General features: G+C 60.1%; 32 protein-coding genes, 1 tRNA gene and 1 pseudogene. 12 read left to right on the top strand and 22 right to left on the bottom strand.

The genetic code is table 11. The annotated features are described in order from the left end of the window. Positions 1-88 precede the first annotated feature (88 nt). Positions 89-712, bottom strand: coding sequence for an FMN-dependent NADH-azoreductase (locus ACXAGF_RS08215; RefSeq protein WP_475016002.1), 624 nt, complete (start codon positions 710-712; stop codon positions 89-91). A 134-nt stretch (positions 713-846) separates the two neighbouring features. On the opposite strand from ACXAGF_RS08215, the gene ACXAGF_RS08210 reads away from it, so the two are divergent. The 6 genes from ACXAGF_RS08210 to ACXAGF_RS08185 all read left to right on the top strand — a co-directional run bounded on the left by ACXAGF_RS08210 (position 847) and on the right by ACXAGF_RS08185 (position 4,949). After that, a complete protein-coding gene (locus tag ACXAGF_RS08210; protein ID WP_475016000.1) occupies positions 847-1,794 on the top strand; it encodes a LysR family transcriptional regulator in 948 nt (315 codons plus the stop codon). 52 nt (positions 1,795-1,846) lie between these two features. Then, positions 1,847-1,922, top strand: a tRNA-Thr gene (locus tag ACXAGF_RS08205). A gap of 304 nt (positions 1,923-2,226) precedes the next feature. Continuing rightward, positions 2,227-2,577, top strand: a complete 351-nt coding sequence (locus ACXAGF_RS08200; RefSeq protein ID WP_475015998.1) for an STAS-like domain-containing protein — start codon at positions 2,227-2,229, stop codon at positions 2,575-2,577. 290 nt (positions 2,578-2,867) lie between these two features. Then, the gene (locus tag ACXAGF_RS08195) at positions 2,868-3,581 is read left to right on the top strand and encodes a S1 family peptidase (RefSeq protein WP_475015996.1); all 714 of its coding nucleotides are present in this window, start codon (positions 2,868-2,870) and stop codon (positions 3,579-3,581) included. Between the two features lie 148 nt (positions 3,582-3,729). Further along, positions 3,730-4,452, top strand: coding sequence for a hypothetical protein (locus ACXAGF_RS08190; RefSeq protein WP_475015993.1), 723 nt, complete (start codon positions 3,730-3,732; stop codon positions 4,450-4,452). Continuing rightward, entirely contained in the window at positions 4,449-4,949 is a 501-nt protein-coding gene (locus tag ACXAGF_RS08185; RefSeq protein ID WP_475015991.1) for a type II toxin-antitoxin system VapC family toxin, read from the top strand. The genes ACXAGF_RS08190 and ACXAGF_RS08185 overlap by 4 nt, the downstream gene beginning before the upstream one ends. Before the next feature lie 778 nt (positions 4,950-5,727). Here ACXAGF_RS08185 and ACXAGF_RS08180 read toward each other — a convergent pair. From ACXAGF_RS08180 to ACXAGF_RS08165, 4 genes and pseudogenes are all read right to left on the bottom strand, one after another. Further along, positions 5,728-5,883, bottom strand: a complete 156-nt coding sequence (locus tag ACXAGF_RS08180; RefSeq protein ID WP_475015989.1) for a hypothetical protein — start codon at positions 5,881-5,883, stop codon at positions 5,728-5,730. Between the two features lie 235 nt (positions 5,884-6,118). Beyond that, positions 6,119-6,577, bottom strand: a complete 459-nt coding sequence (locus ACXAGF_RS08175) for a hypothetical protein (RefSeq protein WP_475015987.1) — start codon at positions 6,575-6,577, stop codon at positions 6,119-6,121. 193 nt (positions 6,578-6,770) lie between these two features. Further along, positions 6,771-7,016, bottom strand: a pseudogene (locus tag ACXAGF_RS08170) (IS110 family RNA-guided transposase); the annotation flags it as partial. Between the two features lie 454 nt (positions 7,017-7,470). Then, the gene (locus ACXAGF_RS08165) at positions 7,471-7,686 is read right to left on the bottom strand and encodes a hypothetical protein (protein WP_475015986.1); all 216 of its coding nucleotides are present in this window, start codon (positions 7,684-7,686) and stop codon (positions 7,471-7,473) included. Positions 7,687-7,787: 101 nt separating this feature from the next. Here ACXAGF_RS08165 and ACXAGF_RS08160 point away from each other — a divergent pair, with 101 nt between their 5' ends. The 4 genes from ACXAGF_RS08160 to ACXAGF_RS08145 all read left to right on the top strand — a co-directional run bounded on the left by ACXAGF_RS08160 (position 7,788) and on the right by ACXAGF_RS08145 (position 10,135). Continuing rightward, the gene (locus ACXAGF_RS08160; RefSeq protein WP_475015984.1) at positions 7,788-8,003 is read left to right on the top strand and encodes a tautomerase family protein; all 216 of its coding nucleotides are present in this window, start codon (positions 7,788-7,790) and stop codon (positions 8,001-8,003) included. A 439-nt stretch (positions 8,004-8,442) separates the two neighbouring features. Beyond that, positions 8,443-9,168 carry an SOS response-associated peptidase gene (locus tag ACXAGF_RS08155; protein ID WP_475019236.1) on the top strand — a complete coding sequence of 242 codons (726 nt, stop codon included), beginning with the start codon at positions 8,443-8,445 and terminating at the stop codon, positions 9,166-9,168. A gap of 65 nt (positions 9,169-9,233) precedes the next feature. Beyond that, entirely contained in the window at positions 9,234-9,839 is a 606-nt protein-coding gene (locus tag ACXAGF_RS08150; RefSeq protein ID WP_475015982.1) for a helix-turn-helix domain-containing protein, read from the top strand. Next, positions 9,836-10,135, top strand: a complete 300-nt coding sequence (locus tag ACXAGF_RS08145) for a hypothetical protein (RefSeq protein WP_475015980.1) — start codon at positions 9,836-9,838, stop codon at positions 10,133-10,135. The genes ACXAGF_RS08150 and ACXAGF_RS08145 overlap by 4 nt, the downstream gene beginning before the upstream one ends. A gap of 39 nt (positions 10,136-10,174) precedes the next feature. On the opposite strand, the gene ACXAGF_RS08140 is transcribed toward ACXAGF_RS08145, so the two are convergent. From ACXAGF_RS08140 to ACXAGF_RS08080, 13 genes are all read right to left on the bottom strand, one after another. Next, entirely contained in the window at positions 10,175-10,456 is a 282-nt protein-coding gene (locus ACXAGF_RS08140; protein WP_475015978.1) for a hypothetical protein, read from the bottom strand. 126 nt (positions 10,457-10,582) lie between these two features. Continuing rightward, complete coding sequence (locus ACXAGF_RS08135; protein ID WP_475015976.1) at positions 10,583-10,852, bottom strand: hypothetical protein; 270 nt, start codon at positions 10,850-10,852, stop codon at positions 10,583-10,585. Beyond that, entirely contained in the window at positions 10,852-11,043 is a 192-nt protein-coding gene (locus ACXAGF_RS08130) for a hypothetical protein (RefSeq protein ID WP_475015974.1), read from the bottom strand. The genes ACXAGF_RS08135 and ACXAGF_RS08130 overlap by 1 nt, the downstream gene beginning before the upstream one ends. Further along, positions 11,040-11,825 (bottom strand): N-acetylmuramidase family protein, encoded by a 786-nt coding sequence (locus ACXAGF_RS08125; RefSeq protein ID WP_475015971.1) that lies wholly within the window; start codon positions 11,823-11,825, stop codon positions 11,040-11,042. Before ACXAGF_RS08125 ends, ACXAGF_RS08130 begins: the two co-directional genes overlap by 4 nt. A 398-nt stretch (positions 11,826-12,223) precedes the next feature. Next, positions 12,224-12,556 (bottom strand): hypothetical protein, encoded by a 333-nt coding sequence (locus tag ACXAGF_RS08120; protein WP_475015968.1) that lies wholly within the window; start codon positions 12,554-12,556, stop codon positions 12,224-12,226. Further along, positions 12,553-12,846 (bottom strand): hypothetical protein, encoded by a 294-nt coding sequence (locus ACXAGF_RS08115; protein WP_475015966.1) that lies wholly within the window; start codon positions 12,844-12,846, stop codon positions 12,553-12,555. Before ACXAGF_RS08115 ends, ACXAGF_RS08120 begins: the two co-directional genes overlap by 4 nt. Next, on the bottom strand, positions 12,846-13,496 hold the full coding sequence (locus ACXAGF_RS08110; RefSeq protein WP_475015964.1) for a hypothetical protein: 651 nt from the start codon (positions 13,494-13,496) through the stop codon (positions 12,846-12,848). Before ACXAGF_RS08110 ends, ACXAGF_RS08115 begins: the two co-directional genes overlap by 1 nt. A gap of 65 nt (positions 13,497-13,561) precedes the next feature. Then, a complete protein-coding gene (locus tag ACXAGF_RS08105) occupies positions 13,562-17,215 on the bottom strand; it encodes a host specificity factor TipJ family phage tail protein (protein ID WP_475015961.1) in 3,654 nt (1,217 codons plus the stop codon). After that, entirely contained in the window at positions 17,215-17,604 is a 390-nt protein-coding gene (locus ACXAGF_RS08100) for a C40 family peptidase (RefSeq protein ID WP_475015960.1), read from the bottom strand. The genes ACXAGF_RS08105 and ACXAGF_RS08100 overlap by 1 nt, the downstream gene beginning before the upstream one ends. Further along, entirely contained in the window at positions 17,601-17,852 is a 252-nt protein-coding gene (locus ACXAGF_RS08095) for a hypothetical protein (RefSeq protein ID WP_475015959.1), read from the bottom strand. The genes ACXAGF_RS08100 and ACXAGF_RS08095 overlap by 4 nt, the downstream gene beginning before the upstream one ends. 17 nt (positions 17,853-17,869) lie before the next feature. Further along, on the bottom strand, positions 17,870-18,370 hold the full coding sequence (locus ACXAGF_RS08090) for a DUF1833 family protein (RefSeq protein WP_475015958.1): 501 nt from the start codon (positions 18,368-18,370) through the stop codon (positions 17,870-17,872). Next, on the bottom strand, positions 18,367-18,720 hold the full coding sequence (locus tag ACXAGF_RS08085) for a hypothetical protein (RefSeq protein ID WP_475015957.1): 354 nt from the start codon (positions 18,718-18,720) through the stop codon (positions 18,367-18,369). Before ACXAGF_RS08085 ends, ACXAGF_RS08090 begins: the two co-directional genes overlap by 4 nt. Next, the gene (locus ACXAGF_RS08080; RefSeq protein WP_475015955.1) at positions 18,717-20,456 is read right to left on the bottom strand and encodes a phage tail protein; all 1,740 of its coding nucleotides are present in this window, start codon (positions 20,454-20,456) and stop codon (positions 18,717-18,719) included. The genes ACXAGF_RS08085 and ACXAGF_RS08080 overlap by 4 nt, the downstream gene beginning before the upstream one ends. A gap of 248 nt (positions 20,457-20,704) precedes the next feature. On the opposite strand from ACXAGF_RS08080, the gene ACXAGF_RS08075 reads away from it, so the two are divergent. Further along, a complete protein-coding gene (locus ACXAGF_RS08075; RefSeq protein ID WP_475015953.1) occupies positions 20,705-21,028 on the top strand; it encodes a hypothetical protein in 324 nt (107 codons plus the stop codon). Then, the gene (locus ACXAGF_RS08070; protein WP_475015952.1) at positions 21,025-21,495 is read left to right on the top strand and encodes a thermonuclease family protein; all 471 of its coding nucleotides are present in this window, start codon (positions 21,025-21,027) and stop codon (positions 21,493-21,495) included. The genes ACXAGF_RS08075 and ACXAGF_RS08070 overlap by 4 nt, the downstream gene beginning before the upstream one ends. Here the strand turns inward: ACXAGF_RS08070 and ACXAGF_RS08065 are convergent. The 4 genes from ACXAGF_RS08065 to gp17 are packed head-to-tail and all read right to left on the bottom strand — an operon-like array spanning position 21,492 to position 22,923. Then, positions 21,492-21,866, bottom strand: a complete 375-nt coding sequence (locus tag ACXAGF_RS08065; RefSeq protein ID WP_475015950.1) for a phage tail assembly chaperone — start codon at positions 21,864-21,866, stop codon at positions 21,492-21,494. The two genes, ACXAGF_RS08070 and ACXAGF_RS08065, sit on opposite strands and share 4 nt — an antisense overlap. Then, the gene (locus ACXAGF_RS08060; protein ID WP_475015948.1) at positions 21,782-22,126 is read right to left on the bottom strand and encodes a GTA-gp10 family protein; all 345 of its coding nucleotides are present in this window, start codon (positions 22,124-22,126) and stop codon (positions 21,782-21,784) included. Before ACXAGF_RS08060 ends, ACXAGF_RS08065 begins: the two co-directional genes overlap by 85 nt. Before the next feature lie 6 nt (positions 22,127-22,132). Further along, positions 22,133-22,552: a phage tail tube protein gene (locus tag ACXAGF_RS08055; protein WP_475015946.1), complete on the bottom strand. Its 420-nt coding sequence runs from the start codon at positions 22,550-22,552 to the stop codon at positions 22,133-22,135. A gap of 2 nt (positions 22,553-22,554) precedes the next feature. After that, the gene (gp17, locus tag ACXAGF_RS08050; RefSeq protein WP_475015944.1) at positions 22,555-22,923 is read right to left on the bottom strand and encodes a tail completion protein gp17; all 369 of its coding nucleotides are present in this window, start codon (positions 22,921-22,923) and stop codon (positions 22,555-22,557) included. Position 22,924: the final 1 nt, after the last annotated feature.

The following is a 22,924-nucleotide window of genomic DNA, read 5'->3' as shown; positions in this document are numbered from 1 at the left end:
TCGGCGCCCGCGCGGGATCGCCCCGCTCAGGCAAAGGGCCGCCGGACGAGGTCCGACGGCCCTTGCGCAACGCGCTGTGTCGGCAGTGCTAGCTGGCGAGCTTCAACTTGCCGAGGCCGGAGATCGTCCGCTCGGCCGCGGCGATCGCGGTCGCCTTCGTTTCGCCGCTCAGGTTCAGTCCTTCGGCCCGGACGAACTCGATGTCGGTGATGCCGATCAGGCCGAACACGGCCGTCAGGTAGCTCTCCTGGTGATCCATGACCGCAGCCGGCCCGCTGCTGTAATGGCCGCCGCGGGTGGAGGCCACGATCACCTGCTTGCCCTTGGCGAGCCCCTCAGGGCCGTTTTCGCTGTAGCGGAAGGTTTTGCCCGCCACGGCGATGCGATCGATCCAGGCCTTGAGCTGGCTCGGCAGGGAGAAGTTGTACATCGGCGCGCCGATGATGATCAGGTCGGCCGCCAGGAACTCGTCGAGTACCACAGCATTGGCGGCGACGTCGGCGGCGACCTGAGCGTCGACGTCTTCCGGCCTGGCGTTCGCTGCCATCAGGTGGGCGCCGGTCAGGTGCGGCAGGGCGTCGGCGACAAGGTCGCGATACGTGATCGCCGCGGTCGGGTTCTCCGCCTTGAGCTGTGCGGCGATGGCTGCGGTCAGGCGGCGGGAAACGGAGTGCTCTCCGAGAATGCCGGAGTCGATGTGGAGGATTTTCATGATATGGCACCTCTGTTTATCTTGCGGTGCACCCTATATGTCGTGAAACCGGTCGCCCGATTAGACGGGCAAAAACCAATTGACCGTTTCCCGAGGGAAACAATAGACAGTGCAAGCGCGGACATGGAGTTGCCATGCAGGACCTGAACGACCTTATGCTCTATGCCGCCGTGGTGAAGCACCGGGGCTTCACGGCGGCCGCCAACACGCTCGGCGTACCGAAGTCCAAGATCAGCAAACGCGTCGCCCACCTTGAGGAGCAACTGGGCGTCAGGCTGCTGGAGCGCTCGACCCGCAAGCTGCGCGTCACCGACATCGGCCAGAGCTTCTACGAGCGCTGCGAGGCAGTGCTGGCCGGGGTGGAAGAGGCCGAGGCGGTGGTCTTGGCGGCCAAGTCCGAGCCGGCCGGTCCGGTCCGGCTTTCCATGCCGCCGGGTTTCGCGCCGATGCTGGCGGACGTGCTGCCGCTGTTCATGCAGCGGCACCCGCGGGTGAAGCTGTCGATCCTGATGACCGGCCGGCCGGTCGATCTGATCGACGAGCGGGTCGACGTGGCGCTGCGGGTGCGGGCGAGCTATGACGGCGACCAGTCGGTGGTGGTGCGCAAATTCGCCGAGACGCGCCAGTACCTTGCCGCCAGCCCCGCCTTCATCGCAAGGCACGGGCCGGTTACGCTGGAGAACCTGCCGCTGATCCCGACCTTGGCGATACAGGAGCAGCCGGGACGGGCGGTCTGGACGCTGACCAACTCGTCCGGCGACGTCCACGACGTCGCGCACCAACCCGTCCTCTGCTGCGCCGATTTCGGCATCCTTGAGCGCGCGGCGATCGAGGGGGTCGGCGTCGGCCTGTTGCCCGACACGCTCGTCGAGCGCGGTTTCCACACCGGCATTCTGGTGCCGGTCCTGTCCGAATGGAGCTCGCCCGCCTCCACCGTGCACGCCGCGTTCACCTCGCGCCGCGGCATGCTGCCCGCTGTCCGGGCGCTGATCGACTTTCTGGCCGAGGCCCTGCCGAGACTGATGGCGCGCTGCAAGGAGATCAACCCGCGCCCGCCGTCCTCGGGAGACTGGTCGATCTGATCGGCTTTTTTCCTTTACAGCGCCCTGGAATCTGCTAACCACTCTCCCCAGCGCCCTTATAGCTCAGTTGGTAGAGCACCTGATTTGTAATCAGGGGGTCCCGGGTTCGAGTCCTGGTGGGGGCACCAAAAATTTCCAAACAATATCAACTGATTATCGACCGCGGCAGATCAGACATCCGCAGATTCATGTCGCATGGTGTTGCATACCGTTCCCCTTGATTTCCCAGTATTTCCAACGGGCGACGGCAGCTCCACGCGACATGGAATGCAACATGGGAGAGGGTTTTCGACTTGCCGCGCTCCACATTTCGGCAGGTGGAAAAGCTCTCACTGTCGGACAAGTGCCTGCTACGATGGTCGAGGTTTTCGGACCTTAAGTCGTAGTGGAGAGTTTAAGGGCAGACTGGAAGTTCGCCCTGGAAAAGAGGTCATGGAAACTGAGATTTTCGTCGCGAGAGATTTCACGAAGTACCCGGGCCCGCGTTACCGGACCTCTGGGCCTTTTAGTGGGCAACAATTCCGTGAGGAACTGATCGCGCCCAAGCTCCAAGAGGCGATAGACAGCGGGAACGTTCTGGTTGTGGTCCTCGATGACGTCGCAGGCTATCGCTCGTCGTTTCTAGATGAGGCCTTTGCCGGTCTAATCCGCTCAGGGTTCACGCTCCATCAGCTCGATGCCCACCTACAGATCGTGGCCCGCACGCGGCGCTTCCGACGCTATGCTGTCAGAGCCAACGAATTCATCGACGAAGAGGCAACCAAAGAACGGATGACGCATTGATACTTGGTCCATGCGGCGGGGACACCTCTCCGAACTTTTTTCGCTCAACCGTACCGTAATCGCGGAATCTGACCTTCCCGTAGCGTAGGCAGAGGGCTTTAAATGTGTCGACTCGCCCCCCGCGGGTCGCCTAGCCACTCCCAGCCGTGGCACACTTGCCCCGCCATAGTGCGGGGCTTCTTTTTTGTGGCTTCGGGGTACTCGATAATGAAGCTGCGGATATTTGGTCACCCCAACTTGACACCCGCGTGTACCGTGCCACGTTGCGCGCTACAGGCGAGGGCTGTAACGTGACTGACTATTTTGCATTGCGAGAGGCGCAGGTAAGTCGAGTTTTCAACATCCGGACAGCTAGGGGAATGGGAACCGCATTCCTTTGGTTCGACCAACTTGGCGCGTTCTTCGTTACGGCTCGGCACATCGTTCGCGGGGTTCAGGTCGGAGAGAATATCTTTCTTCGTGCTGAGAATTTTGTTGCTTTCGTCGTTCGCGAGATCGTCGAAGAACCAGACTACGACGTGGCACTTTTTACGCTCAACCAGTTCCCAGTGGCTCATGATCATGTGAGAGTTCCTGCCCAACCTCAGCTAGCTTTTGGCCAGCGAATGGCGTTCTTAGGGTTTCCACATGGGCTAACGGGGCATCACCTTAACCCCAGGACAAATTTTGTTATGCCTCTGGCTCGGACAGCCTTTTTCAGTGGGAGTGTCGAAATCGAAAACTTAACTCTCATGGTTCTCGATGGGTTCAACAATCCCGGCTTTTCGGGGGCGCCCGTCTACGCTCGAGATGCCAATGGCGGAACAGCATTGTCTTCCATCATTTCTGGATATCGACACGAGAGGGCCGAACACAGCAGGGTATATCGGCAGGCCGCGGACGGCGAAAAGGAATACATAGCTGACACCTACGTGGAAGCGAACAGCGGGTTGATATATGCGACACGATCCACGGTTATGCTGGAACTTTTGCCGCAACTACAAACACGAAACCCGATGGAGTGACCCTAGGCCCTCCCTATTATTTATTCATAAGTCCGCAAGCGGCCTAGTTCAAAGGACCTGAACCGCAACGCTTAATTGATTTGCAATGACGCTGTGGTAGTGGCATGGATTTCGTAATGGTTTCCGATGTTTCATGCAGTGAGACAGGATGAGCGAATTCCTTGAGTACCTGTTCCGCATAGTCGGGCCAAAGCCTGACACGATTCCCATGTCCAGGCTCGCCCTCTACATGGGCGAATTTGCACGCCTAATGGGTTCGCAGGACGAGGTGCATTTTGCTCATATCGTGGAAAAGAGTGTTGGCATCGTGGCAAGGGCGCGTGAGGAAGATGTTGCTACAATTTCCCCCCGGATACGTAGCGCCTCCCGCGGGGATGACGACGCAGATGCCGCCTCTCCGTGGCGAAGATTGAACGAACTTTTGGCCGAGGACCGATGGACTGCAGAACTGCCTCTGCCGAAAGGAGGCGAAGTCATCATATTCCCCGGTAGCGCCAAGGTTTCAAAGGCGGCTCTCACAATCAACCAGCACACATCAGTCCAGGGGCGTTTGGTCCGGATTGAGGGCAGCGGCGATACAGTAAAGGTGGGTCTCGATATCGACGGCGACCTCACGGCCCGCATTACTGTCAGCGCCGCTCACGCGAAGGAACTGGCGCATCTCTTCCATCAGTATGTGCGCCTCGGTGGCGAAGCTCGGTGGAAGCGCGATCCAAGTGGTAGGTGGACGATCGACAATTTGAACGCGACAACGTTCGAAGTTCTTGAGGATGCTCCGCTGTCAGAAACACTCGCCAAACTTAAGGCGATACTCCCGGCGGGCTCTGGTGAGCGGATTGTCAAGGCAGTGAATGAGTTGCGCAGCGCATGATGATTGTCGTCGATACGAATTTTCTGATCCACCTGATCGATCCCTCCAGCACACAAAACAATAACCGCCAGTCAGAACGGGTGTACCACTTCGTCCAAACGGCCACCAAGGAAAACGCCGTGATAACCATACCGGCACCGTCTTTATCAGAGCTTGTCGCCGGACGAGCGGAACGAGTGGATGAAATCGTCGAGACGGTCAGGAAACTCAAAGGCTTCTCCGTCCAGCCGTTCGATGAAACAATTGCCATCGAAACAGGGGAAAGGATTGCGCAAGCGCTTGCCAGAACGCCAAAGGCAGACCGTTTGGAGGGCTGGAAAGTGTCGATGAAGTACGATGCGATGATAGCTGCGACAGCAATCGTTCGCGGCGCGAGCGCAATATACACGACCGACAGCGGTTTTCAGAAGTACCTTGAAGGTAGTGCTGTGAAGGTAGTCCTTATCGAGGCTCTTCCCCTGCCACCAGAAGATCCCCAGGGCAATCTAGCGGTTTAGTGCGGGCCCTCATCAACAGGGGGTATCCGCAAAAGCCGATCGGCGCCCCTCCTGCTTCCGCCTCTGTGACTTCCGCGGTTTTCAAATCAACGAAGCTGCGTATATCGTGCATGCTGGCACCTTGCACCATGGGGAGCAGGAGGGGGTCTCTGACATGAAAGCCGCCGGATTTATATCGCTCCTGACCTCAGTAGTGCTGTCGGGATGCGTCTCGTCAGGCGAAGCTATCCAAGGACCCAGCGGGCAGACGTTTCAGGAGGCCAAGTGCAGCGGGTCACCAAATGCGTGCCTGAAGGCTGCGGCTAACGAATGTAAGGGCAGTTACCAGGTTATTGACAGTACGAGCAATGCTGGCGGCCTCGTGGCGGATATCATGCCGGGGCCAGTCACGTGGTACCGAATGACGTATCAGTGCGGACAGTCCGATGGCAAGATGCCAACATTCCCGTTCCGCGGACAATCCTATACCCCAGCACCAGTGGTCATAACGAACAGCGCACCTCGAATGACCACAACGAACTGCAACAGGGTAGGGAATAACGTTACCTGCACCAGCTATTAACCCCCAGTCGACCCAGGCAGGTGCAGCTCCCGATAACCTGATGCGGGTGCAATTGTAGCCCGGTTCGATCTGTACATCTTGCCCCTGTCACAATCGGCGACTACATTGTTCGCAGATCGTCCCTCGTGCCTCTGACCACGGATGTACTGGCAGGGGCACGGGGTGACGGCAAGAGAGGTCGGGTTTAGCCCGGCCTTTTCTTTTGAGGGCCGACCTCTAAGCCCAAGGATTGCGCTGTCTCTTTGAAGCAGGCCGTAAATCCTCCGCCTCGGCCGCAGCCAACGAGAGCAGGTAGAGCAGCATTTCCGCTCCTTCACGCTGCTTGGCGTCCTGCTTCGGGCTGGACGTCAGAGAATTCGACTTCAGCAGCATCTACTCGGTGTTTCTTACACGTACTCGTCCACCCTTTTCCGCGCGAACTATGGCAGCGGCTTCTCTAATCGGCGGGATGAGGTCAAGCTGTCTCGCACTCTTTGCCAAGGCGGGACGAGACTAGTTCATCGTCCGCGGTCGGCCTTGAGCGGCCGTTCGCGCTCGGTCGTCGTTGAGAAGAGGCGACCTGCACGGCCTGGATGGAACCAGAAGTTCATTCCCGGAGCATAATCGACTACAGAATGATCCTCGGAACACCAAGGCGATGCCATGCATTGCGCGCTTCTCTCATCTCCGACTCGCTGCCAGGGGTATAATATTTGCGATGAAGCCAGAATATTCTTTCCTGCTCTGGCTTTTTTGACCGAGTGCCCGGATCACGGGTCATTCGGGCGCGTATTTCGTCAAGCGTCAATACATAGCAGGTTATCTCCGGTGTTCGAGTATAGACGGCGAATACCCACCAAGGGGTTACAATTGTCTGGGGAAGTAAACCAAGCGGTGTGTCCTGCGGTTTGCCACTATGTGCTTTAACTTGAATTGGGTGAATAGTGCGCTCGTCCTCCGAAGCAGCATATAGATCAGCGCCCCGCGCATTTCGGACAGTGGGCATCACGTTCCACCCTGACAGAGATAATTCGCGGGCAACGTGATATAGGCCGATATTTCCTGTAATCTGCTTAATGTTGCTCAATAGTGGTCCCCTACAAACCCATTTTACAAAGCGGACCCTTGGACTAATTATGGTCCATCAGCCTAGTTCTGCTCCATACCTCTTATCCGTTCGATGAAATAGCCGGCAATGGCAGTGCCGCCCAGGATTTATCGTGGTGTGCCGTGATGGTTCAGGGCCCGCGCTTCTCTCCGGGATCGGCACTCAGCCCCCGCTACAGTTGAGACGTGTCCTCCCTCGTCCAGCGAAACTCCGTGCCATTCACCCACATGCGAAGCATGACGACAGCGAGACGGCGGGCCAGTGCCACTTTGGCCTTCTTGCTGCCATGCCGCTTGGCGATGTTCCTGGCCCATGCCTTCAGCCAGCACCATTTCACCACGCGCGTCATCTTCGACTGGGCGGCCTCATACAGCAGTCGCCGCATCATGGCGTCCCCGCGTAGAGAGACGTGGCCGACCAAGCGGCGCAGACACCTCCATTTTCAAATCCGTGAAAGAGAGCACTGTCGCCATAAGCGACCGCGACACCATTCTCGATTTCACCAGTAACGACACAATTCATCTGGCAACCATCGACGCCAACGCAAAGGTGGCATCGGCACCAAGGGTTTTACGGGTAAGGCTGGTGAACTGCGGTACGACAAGAAGGCGTCGGACACCTACATTTACGCGGACACAAATGGGGACAAGAAGGCCGATTTCGCAATTCACCTCGATGATGCGCTGACCCTGGGTAAAGGCGATTTCATCCTGTAGCCGGCCAGCCTCGCGCCTGCTAAATTTAGCTTATCGCCCAAAGGCTGGCCAAGCGGTAAGTAGCGTCCGTGGTTTGCCCCACAGGCCACAAAGCCGCGGCCCGGCGGCCCCTAACCTAATCGCCGGGTCGCGGCTCTCCGCGCGTTTGACTTTCACTCATGGGGACTCTGGGGCCAATGGGCTCAGGGCGAGGAACTCGGCCCGATCACGGATACCAAATTCAAAAAGGCGCATTATCCGCCTTGCCAAGTCTTCCGCGGCTTCGGATGGACGGCTTACCCGGTATCGGGCGCAAAGCTCGTCGAACACTCCCTGCATCATTTGCAGGTCCTCGGGGCCGGCAAAGTCGCTGGCGTGAGGTGTAAAAGTCATTTGTATTCTCCTAACCTCAGAACGCTAGCATGGAATTGTGGCGACTTCGGTCGCTTGCACCCTTCACGCCCTTCAAGGTCCGGAAACAAGGAGGTTGACCTGTGCCGTACGTAAAGGTCGAGATCGCAAAAGGGATCGCCAGTGTTGATCAGAAGCGCGCTGTCATCCGCCGGATGACAGAGGTTCTTGTCGAGGAGCTAGGCCGCAACCCCGAATATGTCTTCGTCGTGATCGATGAAATCGAGACCGATAATTGGGGCAGAAAAGGCGTCACGTTGACCGACTTGTGGAACAAGGAAAAGACGGATGCGCCCTAGCCCGCTGCTCCTTAAGCAGCGCCCCTCCTCCTGTCACCGTCGGCGGGCGGACAGAACATCACCGTCATTTGTCGTGAGCCGCAACGCGGGCATCGGAGGCGGGAGGCCAGCAACGCCAGAGGAAAGTCACGTCCGCGGGTCGCCAGCAGGGTCAGCAGATCGAGGTCATGGCTCCAGGTGCAGCGGCGTACTGACTTCAGCCCCTCGCGATTGCCGTAGCCGCATCGCGCCATCAGCCGCCATCCCTGGCTATGTGCCTCGCCTATTGTCTCCGTCGTCATGACCTGCTCATATACCACGAACAAACAGAGAACAATGCAGGCGTTCCCGCCATTGCGATAGAGCAGTGCCGCCGCTTGCCAACCTGATGCGCCAAGTGCGGGTGATTGACATCGCCCAGACTGAGCAGCCAGCATGGCCGCGCCAAGGGGGAACTTCGATGTGCAACCTGTACAATGTAGCGACGAACCAACTCTCGATCCGGCAGATCACGCGAGCCATGGTCGACAGTCTCGGCAATCTAGAACCGTCGATGGACATCTACCCCGACCGCATGGCCCCGATCGTCCGGAACACACCGGCCGGCCGTGAAATGGCGATGGTTCGGTGGGGGCTGCCCTCCTCCAGCCAGGCCCTTTACCAGGCGGCGAGCAAGCGGGCGGACAAGTTGCGCGCCAAGGGGAGAGAAGTCGACTTCAACGCGCTGCTGAGAATGGAGCCGGACGGCGGGACGACGAACGTCCGTAATACGGCGAGCAAGCACTGGACTCGCTGGCTCGGCGTCGAGAACCGCTGCGTCGTGCCGTTCACCCGATTTGCAGAGCCAGATCCGGCCAGCAAGGTTGAAGGCGGCAGGACGCCCAATGCTTGGTTTGCGGCCGATGACGATCAGCCGTTGAGGTTCTTCGCCGGGATCTGGGTTCCTCAATGGGAAAGCGTGCGCAAGGTGAAGGAAGGAGTGATCAAGACTGATCTGTTCGGCTTCCTGACGACAGAACCGAACCGCGTCGTCGCTCCGATCCACCAGAAGGCAATGCCCGTTGTGTTGCGCAACGAGGACGAGATTGAGACTTGGCTGACGTCACCGTGGGATCAGGCGAAAGCATTGCAGAGGCCTCTGCCGGATGATGAACTCATGCTGCTTGAGATGGCCGAAGCCGCATAGGCTCCGCGATCCAAACCGGCCTCTCGGTCTTGACTGCAAGACTCTGATCCACCACGGGAACGACAATGGCGGCTATCAAAGACGTGGAAATCCGGGGATACGTCATCCAAGACAACGGAAAACTGGAGCCACATTTTATCTATCCAAGCAGTTACTTTGGTTGCAGTTGCCCGAACGTCGGCGACACGATCTGCCAGGACGACTTCGAAGGGAACCCAGTATTCTACAGCGTCCAACGGCGCCACTTCATGTTTGACCCGCCACAGGGTTGGGCGCTCATCCTCCGTGAAATAGATCCCGCGCCGCCTCTCGTAACTTTTTTTGAGGCGTGGGAGGAAGACACGAAGTTTTGGAGAGAGATCGATGAGAAGGAGCGCGCGAAAGAACTAGAGGAACTTTCAGCGTTGCGTCAAAGACTTGCCAACGCCAAGCCGAAATCAAAACCAATGGCAAAAGGAAAGCTGCCGACCGATTCGAGCGAACGGGAGGTGTTTACGCCAAAAGCACTAGCCGAGCGCTGGCTATGTTCCGAACGGCACGTTCGAAACATGATCAACCGAGGAGAAGTGAAGGCATTCAAGCATGGAGGAAAGTTACTTCGAATTCGGATCGAGGAAGTTCTTCGCGTAGAGAAAGGAAACCGAGGAGAAGTGCCAGGAGGTTCCTCATGACAAAATCAGTTGGTGACGACGACCTAATTTCGCTTGCCGAGGCAGCGAACATATTCTTCAATGGCCGAATTTCGAAATCCTCACTACGAACAGAGGCTTCGAAGGGAAATCTGGAAATCATCCGCATTGCGAACAAAGACTTCGTGACACGAAATGGCATCAAGAGAATGATCGAGCGCTGCACTGTCACTGCCAAGCCGGCCGCTCCTACCTATGCCGACCGGAGTTTGGTCACACCACAGGAAGTGCTCCGAGTAAGACTTGCAGAAATGCGGAAGAAGCATTCGTCTTCCTAGAGGAAGCGGCTTCGGGAGGTGTGGGGCTAGGCGGCCACATCAAGGGATATGCAGCCCGCCCTTGATCATGAAGGTCATGAACGCGCCGACAATGGCGACGATGATCACCATCACGATGCTGACAAGATAGCCATTGATCTTGTCCAGCTTCTTGTCCACGCCCACGAACTTCTCCAAGAGGTGCTTCCACTGCTCTTCCTTCCGGGCGTCGGCAATGTCGGCCTGGGTCAGTCTGTGTTCCATCGAGGACATCCGTTGGTCGTGAGCGGCGTGCTTGTGTTCAAGGGCAACCACGCGTGAACGTAGGTCGGCGGCATCCATGATCGTGTCCTCGGACATCTATTCCCTGCCATTCAATTCCAGCATTTCAGATTAGCACCGTGGGCGTTGTGAGAGGCCACGGCATTTGCGAAGGCGCGATCAGTGCGGGTGATCGTCACCGCAGTCTCAAGGCTCGGCCGTAGCTTCTGCCAGCCGGCGCACGCATTGCTCGGCGTCGTCGTCTGACAGCCCGAAATGCCGGCACAGCTCAGCAGCATCAGCAGAAGATATTTCCGCATTGGTCAGGTCCCTTGCGTGGATAAGCTCGATTGTCTTCTCCAGGGCGGCTGTGGCAGCTTCAGATGAGCCCGCACGCTTGCCGATGAAGTATGACGGCGGGAAAGCCAGAACCGCACCCAGGACCGCACCGGCGGCCAGCGTAAGGCGGCTGAACATCACGTTGACCACCCGCGACGGCGTGCGATCACCCAGACGGCTTCCACTCCGGCAACGATTAGGCCGCCGAGGAGGATGGCGAGATCCGGGTCGTTTGCGATCTGCTCGGCGATGTCGGCAGGGATGATGCTCTTGAGGACGAGATAGCCCGCCAGGTAGCGAAGCAGCGAGCGGGAGAGCGGCGCAATCATGCTTTGGAGCCTTTCCAGATTGTGAGGAGATAGCGGAAAAGAGCCGGCCAGAATGCCGTCGTCTCTTTCGTGGAGCTGGTGGGCTTTGTGCCGATCTCGAAGGACGGCACCGGGATATCGGAGACCGGCTTCGGCACCGGCGCGGTCAGGACGCCCGGCTGGTAGCCCTTCCATTTTCCCGCCCGCAGCCTCTCCGAGGCCGTCCGCATCTTTGCGGCATAGGCGCCGTTCAGGCCGCCGCCGTTGTAGACTTCCTCGATCCTGCCGAAATCGCGCTCCTTCAGAGCCGCCACCAGGCCCTTGCCGCGCAGGAAACCTGCGAAGGCGGAAAGCTGGTAGACCTCGCTGTCGCAGAAGGCCTCGAACATCTGCTTCGCCGTCTGGTGGCCGCAGAGCTTGTGGTTGAAGCCCATGATCTGGAACTTGCCGACGCTGATCGCCATGAAGGCGGCGTCCTCGTCGACGGCGATCGCGCGCTGGAGCAACCGATAGCGAGCGTCCGCGTCCGGCTGGTCCGTGTAGCCGCCCTTCTTCGGGCTGATCCAGGACTTGCGGGCGAGCCCGGCCTTCACCGCCCCTACCCGCTTCTTTTCCGGAAGGTACTGGTAGAACTTGTGCTTCTCGAACAGGATCTTGATGCGGCCGTCCGGGAACCAGCCGAAACCGGCGCTCTCGACATCGGCGATGGCTTCAAGGTCGGCGGGATGGCAGCCGAGCGCGTCGGCCAGGCGTGCGATATCGGCGTCGGCGATCGCCGCCGCTCGACCTTTTCCAAGCGTCATGGGATGTTCCTCGTGTTGATCGAAGATCAGAAGTGGCGGTTAAACAGGTGCGGGACCGAGAGGGCAGCGCGGAACAGAGGCGCGTCCTGCGCGTTGTATGCCGTCATGACAGGAGGACCCTGCGATGGACGACGGATTTGTAGAACTCTCGGTTCTGGCGGTTGCCATGATGTTCGTGCTGCTGGTCACGCTGACGCTATGACATCGGCGAGACCGGCGCTGCTGTCAGTGTGATTTCTGGCTATTGTCCTGATTTTATTGCGGTGGTAGTTTTGGATCAGCATTAGCGGTTAAAACTAACCGTTTGGAATAGAAGACCGCCAGCCCCGGCGGGATTCTTGAAGGGCGGAGTGCCCCTAACCTACACTCCGTCCTTCACCCTCACGCTATCTCTGAGGCTACGGCCAGGTGATCTGAGGCAACTCTCCGATAAACTCGGCAATAGTCGGCTGCGAGCGCTGGCCGCCGAGTACCTTCGCAAGTTCACCATAGGCATAGGCCCATACGGCATCGCGCCAGGCAGCGAATGCTTGCGCTTCCTCGGCCCATTGCGGAATGGTCGAATTCACATAGGACGCCAGCGTGACGCCGTCGTGGTAACTCCGCGATCTTGCCGTCTGGTCGACGTGCGACTGGATCGCGGCGGCGTACTGCGCCTGAAGGCCGGCCTGGGTCGCTGCCGCCTTTTGCTCGACCGTGATTACTTCCGATGGATTTACCGTCCACGTCATGCTGCGTCTCCCGGAAAGGTGATCGGACCGTCTGCCGGGTCCGCGATCGGCGCTGGGAAAAGGCGTTCTTGCGGCGCTTCATGGCCGCACGGCAGGAGCAGCGTTAGTTTGATCTCGCCATCCACCCTATCGACCGGCCCGACGATGAAGTCGCACGGGACGTTTTCGACCGTTGCGCCATCGGGCAACCCGGTGAAATCGAACACCTCGCCGTTGATGGTCAGGACATCGCCGGCTTTCGTTACGGACAGTTCAGAGTCCGAGCGCTGCGGAGAAAGTTGGATGAGCATTAGAACCACCTTCCGATAGCCATTGCGAACACGTTTGAGGAACTCGAGGCGGCACCGCCCGCTTGCGTCCTCGCCTGAAGTGAGATTGAGGAACCCGAACCACTACCCGCGCTTGTGATTGTTATCGCATCACCCACTGCTGTCAGGGCCGAACCGATGAACGCATCCGCTTGGGAAACGAATGTCGCGGGGTAGGTCCAGACTGTATTCACGCCGCCGCTCGCCGCCACAGTCGCGGTGCAAATCTGCGTTCCGTCTGCGAACCGGACATAGCGACCGTTAGCGTTGCTGCCTCGCTCTACGATCGCGCCGGTCGGTGTGCCTCCCGACTGCGACACCGTGCCTACGATCGCCTGCATGGCGGCTGCCGCCGTTCCGGTCCAGCGGATGAAGGAACCCGCCGCGCCCGTGAGGCCAGCGACGGCGGCCAGTTGCGCGTCGTAGGCTTGCACGTCCGTGCCACTGCCGAAACTGATCGCGCCGGTCGAGGTGTTCACCGTCATCAGCAGCCGGTCGCTGGCGCCGTCGTACTCATAGAACTTGTGCAGACCGGCCGTGGCCGTATCCAGCCAGATCGTGCCGGCTACGGCATAGGAAGGACGGCTTGAGCCCGAGTGTGCGCTCAACAGCGCATCAAGGCTGTCGTCCATCCTCGTCGCCATGACGGTCGGCGTTGCCGGTCCCGCAAGCGGAACACTCCAATCTGTTGCTTGGCTCATTGCAGAACCCCGTATCCTTTCGCGACATAATCGACTGTTCGGGTGATTGCCGACCCGCCCGCATTCTTGAAGGCGATGTGAAAGCCGGTCTCGTCTTTGCTGGTGATCTCGTAGTAGTCGCCGGTTGCCAGCCCCTGGGCTGCGATCGACAGACCCTGAAGTTGGCGGAAGGCGGGCGAGAAGTTGATGGTCAGGCCAGAGCCGGACACGACAATGTCATCCCCGGCGACGACGCGGTCCGGCATGTCGACCGTGACGGACATGCCGGTGACAAGAGGCGTCACGTCCTGCTGGAAGCTTTCGAGCAATGCCCGGAACCGGTAGGCGCGTGCGGCCCAGTCACCGGTGACGAGCGGGGTCCAGTCCGACCAGACCGGAGAACCGCCCGGATCATCCTCTGTCGTCGAGATTTCGATCGACACGTTCCACAGCCCGCCGATGTCGCCGAAGTAGTCGTCCCGCTCGAAATAGTCTGACAGGCCGAAGAAATCGTCGCTCGACCACTCGCCGCCGGCTTCAATTTGTGCGGACACGCGCGAAGTGTAGACCGCGCCGAGATCGACCACCTCGACGAAGTCGTAATAGCCTGCCTCCAGATATCCGTCCGTCCCGAGGAAGAAGTCCCCCTGCTCGAACACGTCAGACATGGAGAAGAAATCCGTCGCACCCTCAAGGCGCAGCGCGTTGCCGTCGAAATAGGTTCCATCCTTGTCGCCCGGGAATGGCGCCTCCTCTTCAGCCAACTCCACCGCGTTGAACGTCGTCAGCGGGTCGATCGTGCTGATGATGACGGCAGGGTTTGTCGACTGCATCCCCGAGTACGAGACGGCCTTGATCAGGTATGTGCCGAGCAGGGCCGGGACCTGAACCTGCAGGCCCGAGACCGAGCGCAGAATGGTGGAGGTCTGCCAGGTAGCCCCGGAGACGACACCGGTATAGCGGATCTCGTAGTGCGAGATTGCGCCTGCCTGGGTTGTCGGCGCGTTCCAACGAAGCGTTGCGTTGTCCCCCGCCACCGCGATCGAGAAGCCGGTCACAGTTGCGGGAACGGTCGCGAATATCTTCGCGCTGAACACTCCCAGCAGCCAGTCCGACAGTTGCCCGTTCTCGAACACGGCGCGAATCCGGACGTCATAGGCGCCGGCGGCGATTTCAATCAGGTCGATCCGCGGTTCAGCCGAGTTCTGGACCGGAGACCACTCGCCCGTCCCCTTCTCGGCATACTGGACCACATAGCCGCTGACCTTACCGACGTCCGGCGCGAGCCAGGACAGGGCAATCAGGGAGGTGGCCGGCGATGTCGTCCAGATCCGCTCTATCGATGACAGGGCGGTCGGCTTGTAGGCGCGGTAGTCGATCGGCACGGTAATGCCCGTCTCGAAGTCCGGGATCTCTCCTGTGTCCGCGTCCAGGATCTCCGGCGCGTCGTCGACCAGTTCAAGCTGCGCAGTCAGGTCGGCCTGCGGTGTGATACTCTTGACGCGAAGAACAACGCTTTCGAGCCCGTTCTCGCCGAACATGACGAGATCGCCGGCCGTGGGAAGGCTGCCGGAGCCGTTGAGCGTGAACGTCGTGAACTCTCCATCCGCGCCGGCAACGGTACGGACGAGCGTGGTGCCGTCAGCCTTGCGAAAACGCATGGAGTAGGTCTTGCCCGACTCCATCGTGAAGGTGTCGTCGATCGTCACCGTGTCCGGCGAGGAGGAGACGGATTTCACCCGCCCTGCCCCGAGGCCCCATAGCACCGTATCGTGGTTAACCCGAACCCGATCGCCGCGGGTGCAGACCAGATGCTCGAAATCGGTCGAGAGCGTGTAGACCTCGCGCTGCAGCCGGTTCTGGGCGATGTGATAGCGCGCGTGCTTCCAGATAATCTCCGGACCGGTGACGCCGGGGAAATCGATGCCCTCGAACTTGGTGGCATTGCCCGCGTTATAGCCGTCATCGTAGACCACGCGCTCGTCGTTCAGATAACCGTTGTTGCGGTTGATGAACGAGACGCGGAAGGCGTGCGGCAGTTCGGCATAGCCACGCTGGGACGAGAAGTCCCAGGAGTTCCGCGGCGTGAAGTGCTGCACGATCGGCGAGTTCGCCACGTCCCAGACCACGCCCCACTTGCCATCGCGAAGTGACACGGCGGCACGGCCGGCAGCGGCAATCATGGAAAGGGTCTCGTAGACCGAGCGCTGTTCCGTCGCCACATACTCGAACCGGAAGACATTGGAGTCGCAGTAGGCGTGCCAGTCCTGCAGGCTCTGCAGATCAATCATGCTGTCCGGCACAGGACGCGCATTTGCGCTGCCCTGCAACACATGCCGGAAATGGTCGGCCGGGTTGCGGCTGGTCTGGTCGTTAACCCAGCTCGATCCGTTCCACGCCTTGATGCGCGGCTGTACGATGCAGTTCAGCCGGTCAACCGTGCCGGACAGTTCGCCTGTCGCACGGATGCGCATGGCGATCAGCGTCAGCGGCTTGTCGAAGTTGATCACCGTCGCATTGCGGCGGCCGCGAAGCGCGGTCCAGTAGCATGTTTCCGTCACGAACGCGGCATCACCGGTATAGTCCACGGTCGCCTTGCGCATGCGGATATCGTACTGGCCGGCCGGGACGCTCTTGCCGAGCCACCGGCGGATAGCCTGGCGGGTCTTGATATACTGGCGATCGGTTCCGAGTTCGGACCACGGATCACCGGATCCCGTCAGGCGATACTGCGCCTCGATGATGACCTCGTACTTGTCGTCATCACCGTCCTTTTTCTTGGTCTTGATGATGCCGTTCGGGAAGCTGTAGTCGACCGAGATGTAGTTGACATCGTCCGCCGTCGTGCGGGTGACCCACGAACTGTCATAGTCAAGCAGGATCTGCACCGCTTCCTCGAACACCGGGCGGGTGTAGAGCGTCGGGGATTCCGTCAGGTGGTTTTCGATCACCTCGATCTCGACGTCGTCGAAGCGCGAGATCGGGGTTTCACCGATGCGAATGTCCGACACGTCCATCGGGCCATAGCCGAGGCAGAACAACTGCCGCAGGTACTGGTCATCTGCGCGGATCTCGGTGTATGCGCCGGCAGCATAGGGCGGCGAGATGCGATGACGGCCGAAGACGTGCGGGATCGCGCCATACTGGACCGCCGAGTTCTGCCCGCCGCCGATCGAGTAGAGCGTCTTGGTCTTTTCCGCTTCCTGCTGCTGCGGCTGCGCGACCGGAAACAGCGCATTGACCACCAGAGAGCCGATAACGGTGATGCCCGATGCAATCAGGCCCGTGACCGTGGCCGAGCCGGCAAATCCGATGGCGGCAGCAAGAACCGGAGCGAGGAACAGCGCACCGATGGCGATCACCAGCCCGAGGATGGCCCGGAAGGCGTTCTTGCCCGGTACGGCCACGACGCTGACCGAAACACCCGGCTTCACGCGCACGCGCGCCCAACGCTCGGCAGGGACGGCATGGCCGGCGATCTCGATATACACCCGGCGGCGGTCGAACGTCGGGAACGCGGCGTGGCATTCCTCGACCATCTCCGCCAGCGACAGCCCCGCAGGCAGGCGCAGGTGATGGCGCTCCTGCTTCAGAGGCGACGGGCGCAGGAAGACATCGACGCCCTCCCCTGGTCCGAGGAGTTCGCCGGCATGAACACGTTCAAGGTGCATTAGGCCAGCCTGTAGAAACCAACGATGCGGTTGCGGAGATGCAGGGCGTCGAGACGTTCGATGGCCGAGGGTCCGGGACCATCGGAATGCAGCAGGCGCCCGCCCGATAGGCGGATGCCGACATGGTTGTGGTGGCGGCCGTTGCGCATCAGCACGACGTCGCCTTCCTGTGGCACGGTGGCCTCGATCCAGTGGGCTTCCCGCTCCTCGTCGACCAGCGGGCCGATGCCGCGCGGCCGGAACTCTCGTTCCTGCATTTCCGCCACATAGGACGGGACAGCACGGCCGAGCACGTCGCGGTAGTAGAGATAGACCAGCCCCCAGCAGTCCGCGCCGTCATAGCCGCGACCGTGGGCCACGTAGGGAATGCCGACGAACCGGTCGATCATTCAGAGACGATCTGGATCTTGACTTTGCCCTTGACTATTTCGGTGAGGAATTCGCCAGTGTTCTTATCCAGCGCGATGCGGCCTTGCGGCGTCTCGACCTGCCGCTCGATCTCCCCAGCCTCGTCATCAGCCATCAAGACGCGCTTCTGCTCGACGCCGTCTAGAAGCACCTTAGCAACCTTGCCGTCACCGTTGAGGATGCACCAATCACGGTATCCGGAGTCGCTTTCATTCGTGGATAGACGCATGTGCTTGACACCTTTGGTTAGAACAGGCCCGGAAATGCCCCCGGCGTGAACTGGCCGGCCGGATAGGGTTCATTGATCAGCGCATCGGCCACGAGGTCTGCGGTGATCTGCTCGCCGATCGTCACGTTCGCCAGTTGCAGCGCCGGCAGTTCGATTTCAACGTCATCCGGGCTGGATGCCAGGACGATCTCGACCTTGATACTGGCCGGGGTTGCGATCGAGCGCAGCAGCGCCACCAGCGAGCGCTCGGTGTTGTCGATCGAGAGCTGCACCCGCGGCGGGCTATCGCTCTTGTCATCCGGAAGCGTGAACTCGAACGGCAGGAACAGGTATTCCTCACCACGGCTGACGGTCGCATAGACGAGCGGCGAGGACGAGATCCGGGTTGTCGGGTCGGACGAGAGATAGATCGGCTCGGCCAGGTCGTCATGCGTCACCGTCAGCAGGCAGATGACGACCTCGTCCGTCTCCTGCGCATTGATGGCGCCGAGGAAGGTCGCAGAGACGCTGCGGCTCACGGTAGCACCTCAAGGTCGATACTGACCCGCCAGTCAAACCCCATCGGCGCAATGCTGTAGGGGCTCTTCATCCTGACCAGCAAGTCCGGCCCATCATGTGGGTCCGGGAACGTGAACGGCGTGGCGCGATCTGCGATGTCATCCGCAACGAACGCCTTGAAGGTCGCCAGTTGCGCCGATGTCATGTGCATCGCCCCGGTGATCGGATAGACGGCAGACGTTGTGCGCCTGCGCGTCTTTGCCGGCCCGATCGACATCTCGGACGTGATGAGGTTGTCCGGTCCCTCTTCTCCATAGCTGTCACGGAGGAAGGCTTGCGGAAGCGTAGACGGCCAGTCGGGAGTGCTCATCGCTTGGCAAGACTCCCCTTAAGCCCGTACTGCCCTTGCAGAGCGCTGCGCGAGGACGAACCGGGCGTGTTGATCTTCTTCGCCACCGCCTCGTCGATCAGAACGTCAAGCGCCGTTCCGTTGGCTGTCTGACGCTCACGCTGGTTCACGGTGGCGTTCGAGTTGTTGATGATGTTGACCTGAACCGCCTGGCCGGAGCCCAGCGACTGACCGGGCTTCGTGATGTCGACGCGCTCGTTCGGCGACTTCCGGAACATGACAAGCTGGCTGTCGATACCGCCGGCGCCACCCGGAAGGATCGTGCCACCGCGGGCAAAGCCGAACAGGCTGCTCGCAAACCCGGAAAAGAAGTTGCCGAACCCGCTTCCATACCCAAGGCTGGACGACAAGGCATTGATCGCCACATCCGCCAGCTTGCCGATGATTTCGGACAGAACGTCGGACCACTCCTTCGTCCCATTGATTAGGCCGGCGATGGAGTTGCCGAGCCCGGAGAAGGCGTTGCTTGCAGACTGCCCGAGGGTATCGAACGAGCCTTCCGTGCTGCTTAGTGCCGACGAGACTTGGTTGGCCGTATCCTTCGCGATGCTGACAACCGATCCCTGAGCCTCCGACATACCGTTGGCAAGGCCCTGCATGATGTAAGTGCCAAGCTCGTGCATCAGGCGGGACGGCGAGCGCACGATGAAATAGTCGGCGACCCCGTTGTAGATGGAGTCGCCAATCTCCGAGATCCCGCCCTTCACGCTCTCCCACTTGGCCTTAATGCCGTTCCAGAGGCCGTCAATGATCTGGCCGCCAATCTCCAGCATCTGACCGGGAAGCGCAGCAAAGGCCGTCAGGATGTCGTTGGCGAACTGGACGATCGCCACTCTGACTTCCTCGACCTTCTGGACCATGCCGTCCCAGGCACCCTCAAAGCTCGCCCAGGCACCGGTGAGGAAGTTCTGTATCGCCGTGGCCGTGTTCGTGATCTCGGGCCAGAAGGCAATGATAGCCGTCGTCAATGCAGCCACACCCGCCACAGTCGCGGCTACCGGTGCGCTGATTGCAGCTATGGCCGTGACAAACAGCCCGAGTGCTGCAACAGCCGGCCCAATGGCAGCAGCCAGACCGGCAACGATGGTCCCCCACTTCAGTAGTTCCGGGTTCGTCTGCGACAGCGTCTGCACGAACGTGGTGAGGTGTTCCGCAAGCCCGGTCACGAACTCCAGAATGCCGCTCGTCGCAATGGCAACGGTGAGCCCCTTCACCGCCTCGCCAAGCGCCCGCATGGAGTCGTTATATTCCTTCAGGCCGTCTGCCTGGTCCGCGGAGATGACGGCAGCCCCTTCGCCGAGCTTCCGGAACCCTTCGCCCCCTTGCTCGAGCAGAGGGATAAGCGCGGTCGCATCCGACGCCATCGCTTCGAGGTAGAACGTCAAATCCTGCTGCGATGCGCCAGCCTTCTTCAGGCTGTCGTAATAGAGCTGCAGTGCTTCCGGGCCGGAGAGATCCTTGAAGGCTTCCGCGGTCAGGCCGATCTTGGGCGCGATGTTGTCGAAGAAGTCCTTCATCGGCCCGCCGCCGGTGGCATTGAAGTCGCCGACGCGGTCGTTCACGTCCTTGAAGATGTCGGCCAGCTTGTCGCCTTCGACCCCAACGGAGCGAGCAGCGAATGCCAGCTTCTGGAACTCCTCGAACCCGACGTTAGAGATCTGGGCGTTCTTGCGAAGTTGATCGATGTCCTTCGCCATCTGGCCCGCAGCAACAGCGATGGCACCGCCGGCGGCGGTGATCGGCGCGGAGACATAGGTCGACAGGCGCGTTCCCCAGCCCTGCAACTGCTTGCCAACGCTCGCCAGGTTCGAGCGCATGCTCTTTAGCCCGTCGTTGAACTGGGCGGTATCGATGCCCAGATTGACGCGCAGAGCGCCGATGACTGCACTTGCCATCAGTTCGTTCCTGGTTAAATGTTGCCGAACAACTTAAGGGTGAGGGCAATATGACGAGAGCTATCGTTTTGCTGGCAGTTTCGGTTTTCGCCACTACCGCCGCGGCGCAGTCGCTCCCGCGCTACGACGTAGAAGCCTATTGCACCAAAGTCGCCGAGACTGTTGGTGGATCATCACAGATTGAGAATACTTGCATCAACCAAGAGCAATCGGCGTACAACGGCCTGAAAAGCAAAGGTGATGGCCTCGACGCTAAGGCTTTAACCTACTGCGACAAGGTGACAAGTACAGTCGGAGGCACGTACCAGATTCTCGCGACCTGCATTGAGCAGGAAACGATGGCGGCCAGATCGAAGCCAGGATTTCAATATTGAGAGCCACCTTCCTGCTCATTGCTTTAGCTATCCAGCCGGCGCACGCCGCCGATGTAGTTGTCGGTCGCGCGGCCGTCATCGATGGCGATACGATCGAGATCGCCGGCCAGCGGATACGCCTTAACGGCATTGATGCGCCGGAAAGCCGCCAGCCATGCGCCGACCGTGACGGTGTTGCCTATCGGTGCGGCCGAGATGCCGCCAACGCGATCGACACCTTCCTTGCCGCTTCACGTCCTACCCGCTGCGAGGTCGTCGGTCGGGATCGCTACAAGCGCCTCGTCGCTGACTGCTTTCGTGCGGATGGGGAGAACGTCGCGGCCTGGATGGTGCGACACGGGCACGCCTTGGACTGGCCCCGCTATTCGAAAGGCCGATACGCCAACGAGCAAGGCTCGGCGAAGGCGGATCGGATTGGTATGTGGCAAGGCGCTTTTGACGCCCCTTGGGACTGGCGCAAGAACTAAGGCCGACGCTTCGCGAAGATCCCGCGCATGACCGCCTCGATCTGCGCTGGCGACATCTTGCGGCCGGTCGGCTTCTTCTCGCCGAGCAGCTTTTCCAGATGCGGAAGCTTCTTCTGTCTTGCGAATGCTTCGGTGTGCCATGCCTGAGCCAAGCGGTCGTCCCGCTCACGCTTCAGCCTGGCAACGGCCCCGTCCAGAATGACGTTCATTTCCCGCGGGGTGAGGCCCCAGAAATGCGAAGGGTCGAGCCCGCATTCCACCCATGACTTGAGCAGATCGAGCGGTTTTAACCCTTCGCCTTCTGAGGGTTTTCGTCTGCCTTCGCCTCCGGAAACGCGAGGTTGAACGCCTTGCCGATCGATTCCATGCAAGCGGGGATGCCTGCCTCGCTTGCCAGTTCGCCGGCCGCCTTCAGGTCCATGTCGGGGTGATGGTCGCGCAGACCGGCCCAGACGATCGCCCTTACGGTCGACATGCGAATGTCTTCCGGGTTGTTGAGGCCATTGACGATCTTCGCCACTGGCTGCCCGAGCTGATCTTCGAGTTCACATAGGGCATTGATGGAGAACGACAGGGTATAAGCCTTGTCCCCCACCTGGAACGCAACGGAACCACGACGCGAATTTGCCATGTGCTATCAGCCCCAGGTTTCCGCGCCGGACACCGCAACGGTGATCGTAGCCGTCATGCGGTCGTCGATCGGGATTGACTTCTCGAAGCCGGTGATGACAGCCGTGAAGGTGACGGTGACCGCGTTAGGAAAGGTGATCTTGTGGTCGACCGCATCGCCGCTGTCGAGAAGGCCGCGGATCAGTTCGTCCGAAGCATTGCCCGGAACCCAGTTGATCTCGAAAGTGGCCTCGCCGTTGTCGATCAGGCCGCCGATGTACTCCCGGCGACGGTTCGGGCTCTTCATGTGGGTGGCGTCGATACGGTCGGCAGCAGCCGCACCGGGCGTCACGTTGATGACTTCGGCGATCGGCACGAAAGCCGGCGTTCCGAGCGATGCGTCCCAGATCTCATACCCGGTATCATAGCCAATCAAGGCGGTGGTCATGGTCAGTTCTCCTGATAGTGAACAATGATGTCGATGGAGGTGCGGAACTGGTTGTTCACATCGCCGGCGTCCGCAGCCGGTAGATCCCGTATGCTGTCGACGAAAATGGCCTGCATTGCGCCCGACGAGTAACCGGAGACCAGCAACTCGACGGCGCGGGCCTCGGCGAGGGCTTCGCCATATGTGCTGCCATAGCAGTCAATCTGCACGCGGCGGGATGAGAGCCCCGACGCGCCCTTGTAGTGATAGTCCACGATGGCGCTAACACGGTTCATCACCACATATGGTGCCGGCACGCCCTGCGGCGCGCGCACCCAATAGCGTCGTCCATCCGCAACGGAGGCGAGCAGCGCGGTAAGGGCTTCTTCCATC

Source organism: Mycoplana sp. ABR4_002 (assembly GCF_056159645.1).
This window is presented reverse-complemented; position numbering and strand designations above follow the sequence as displayed.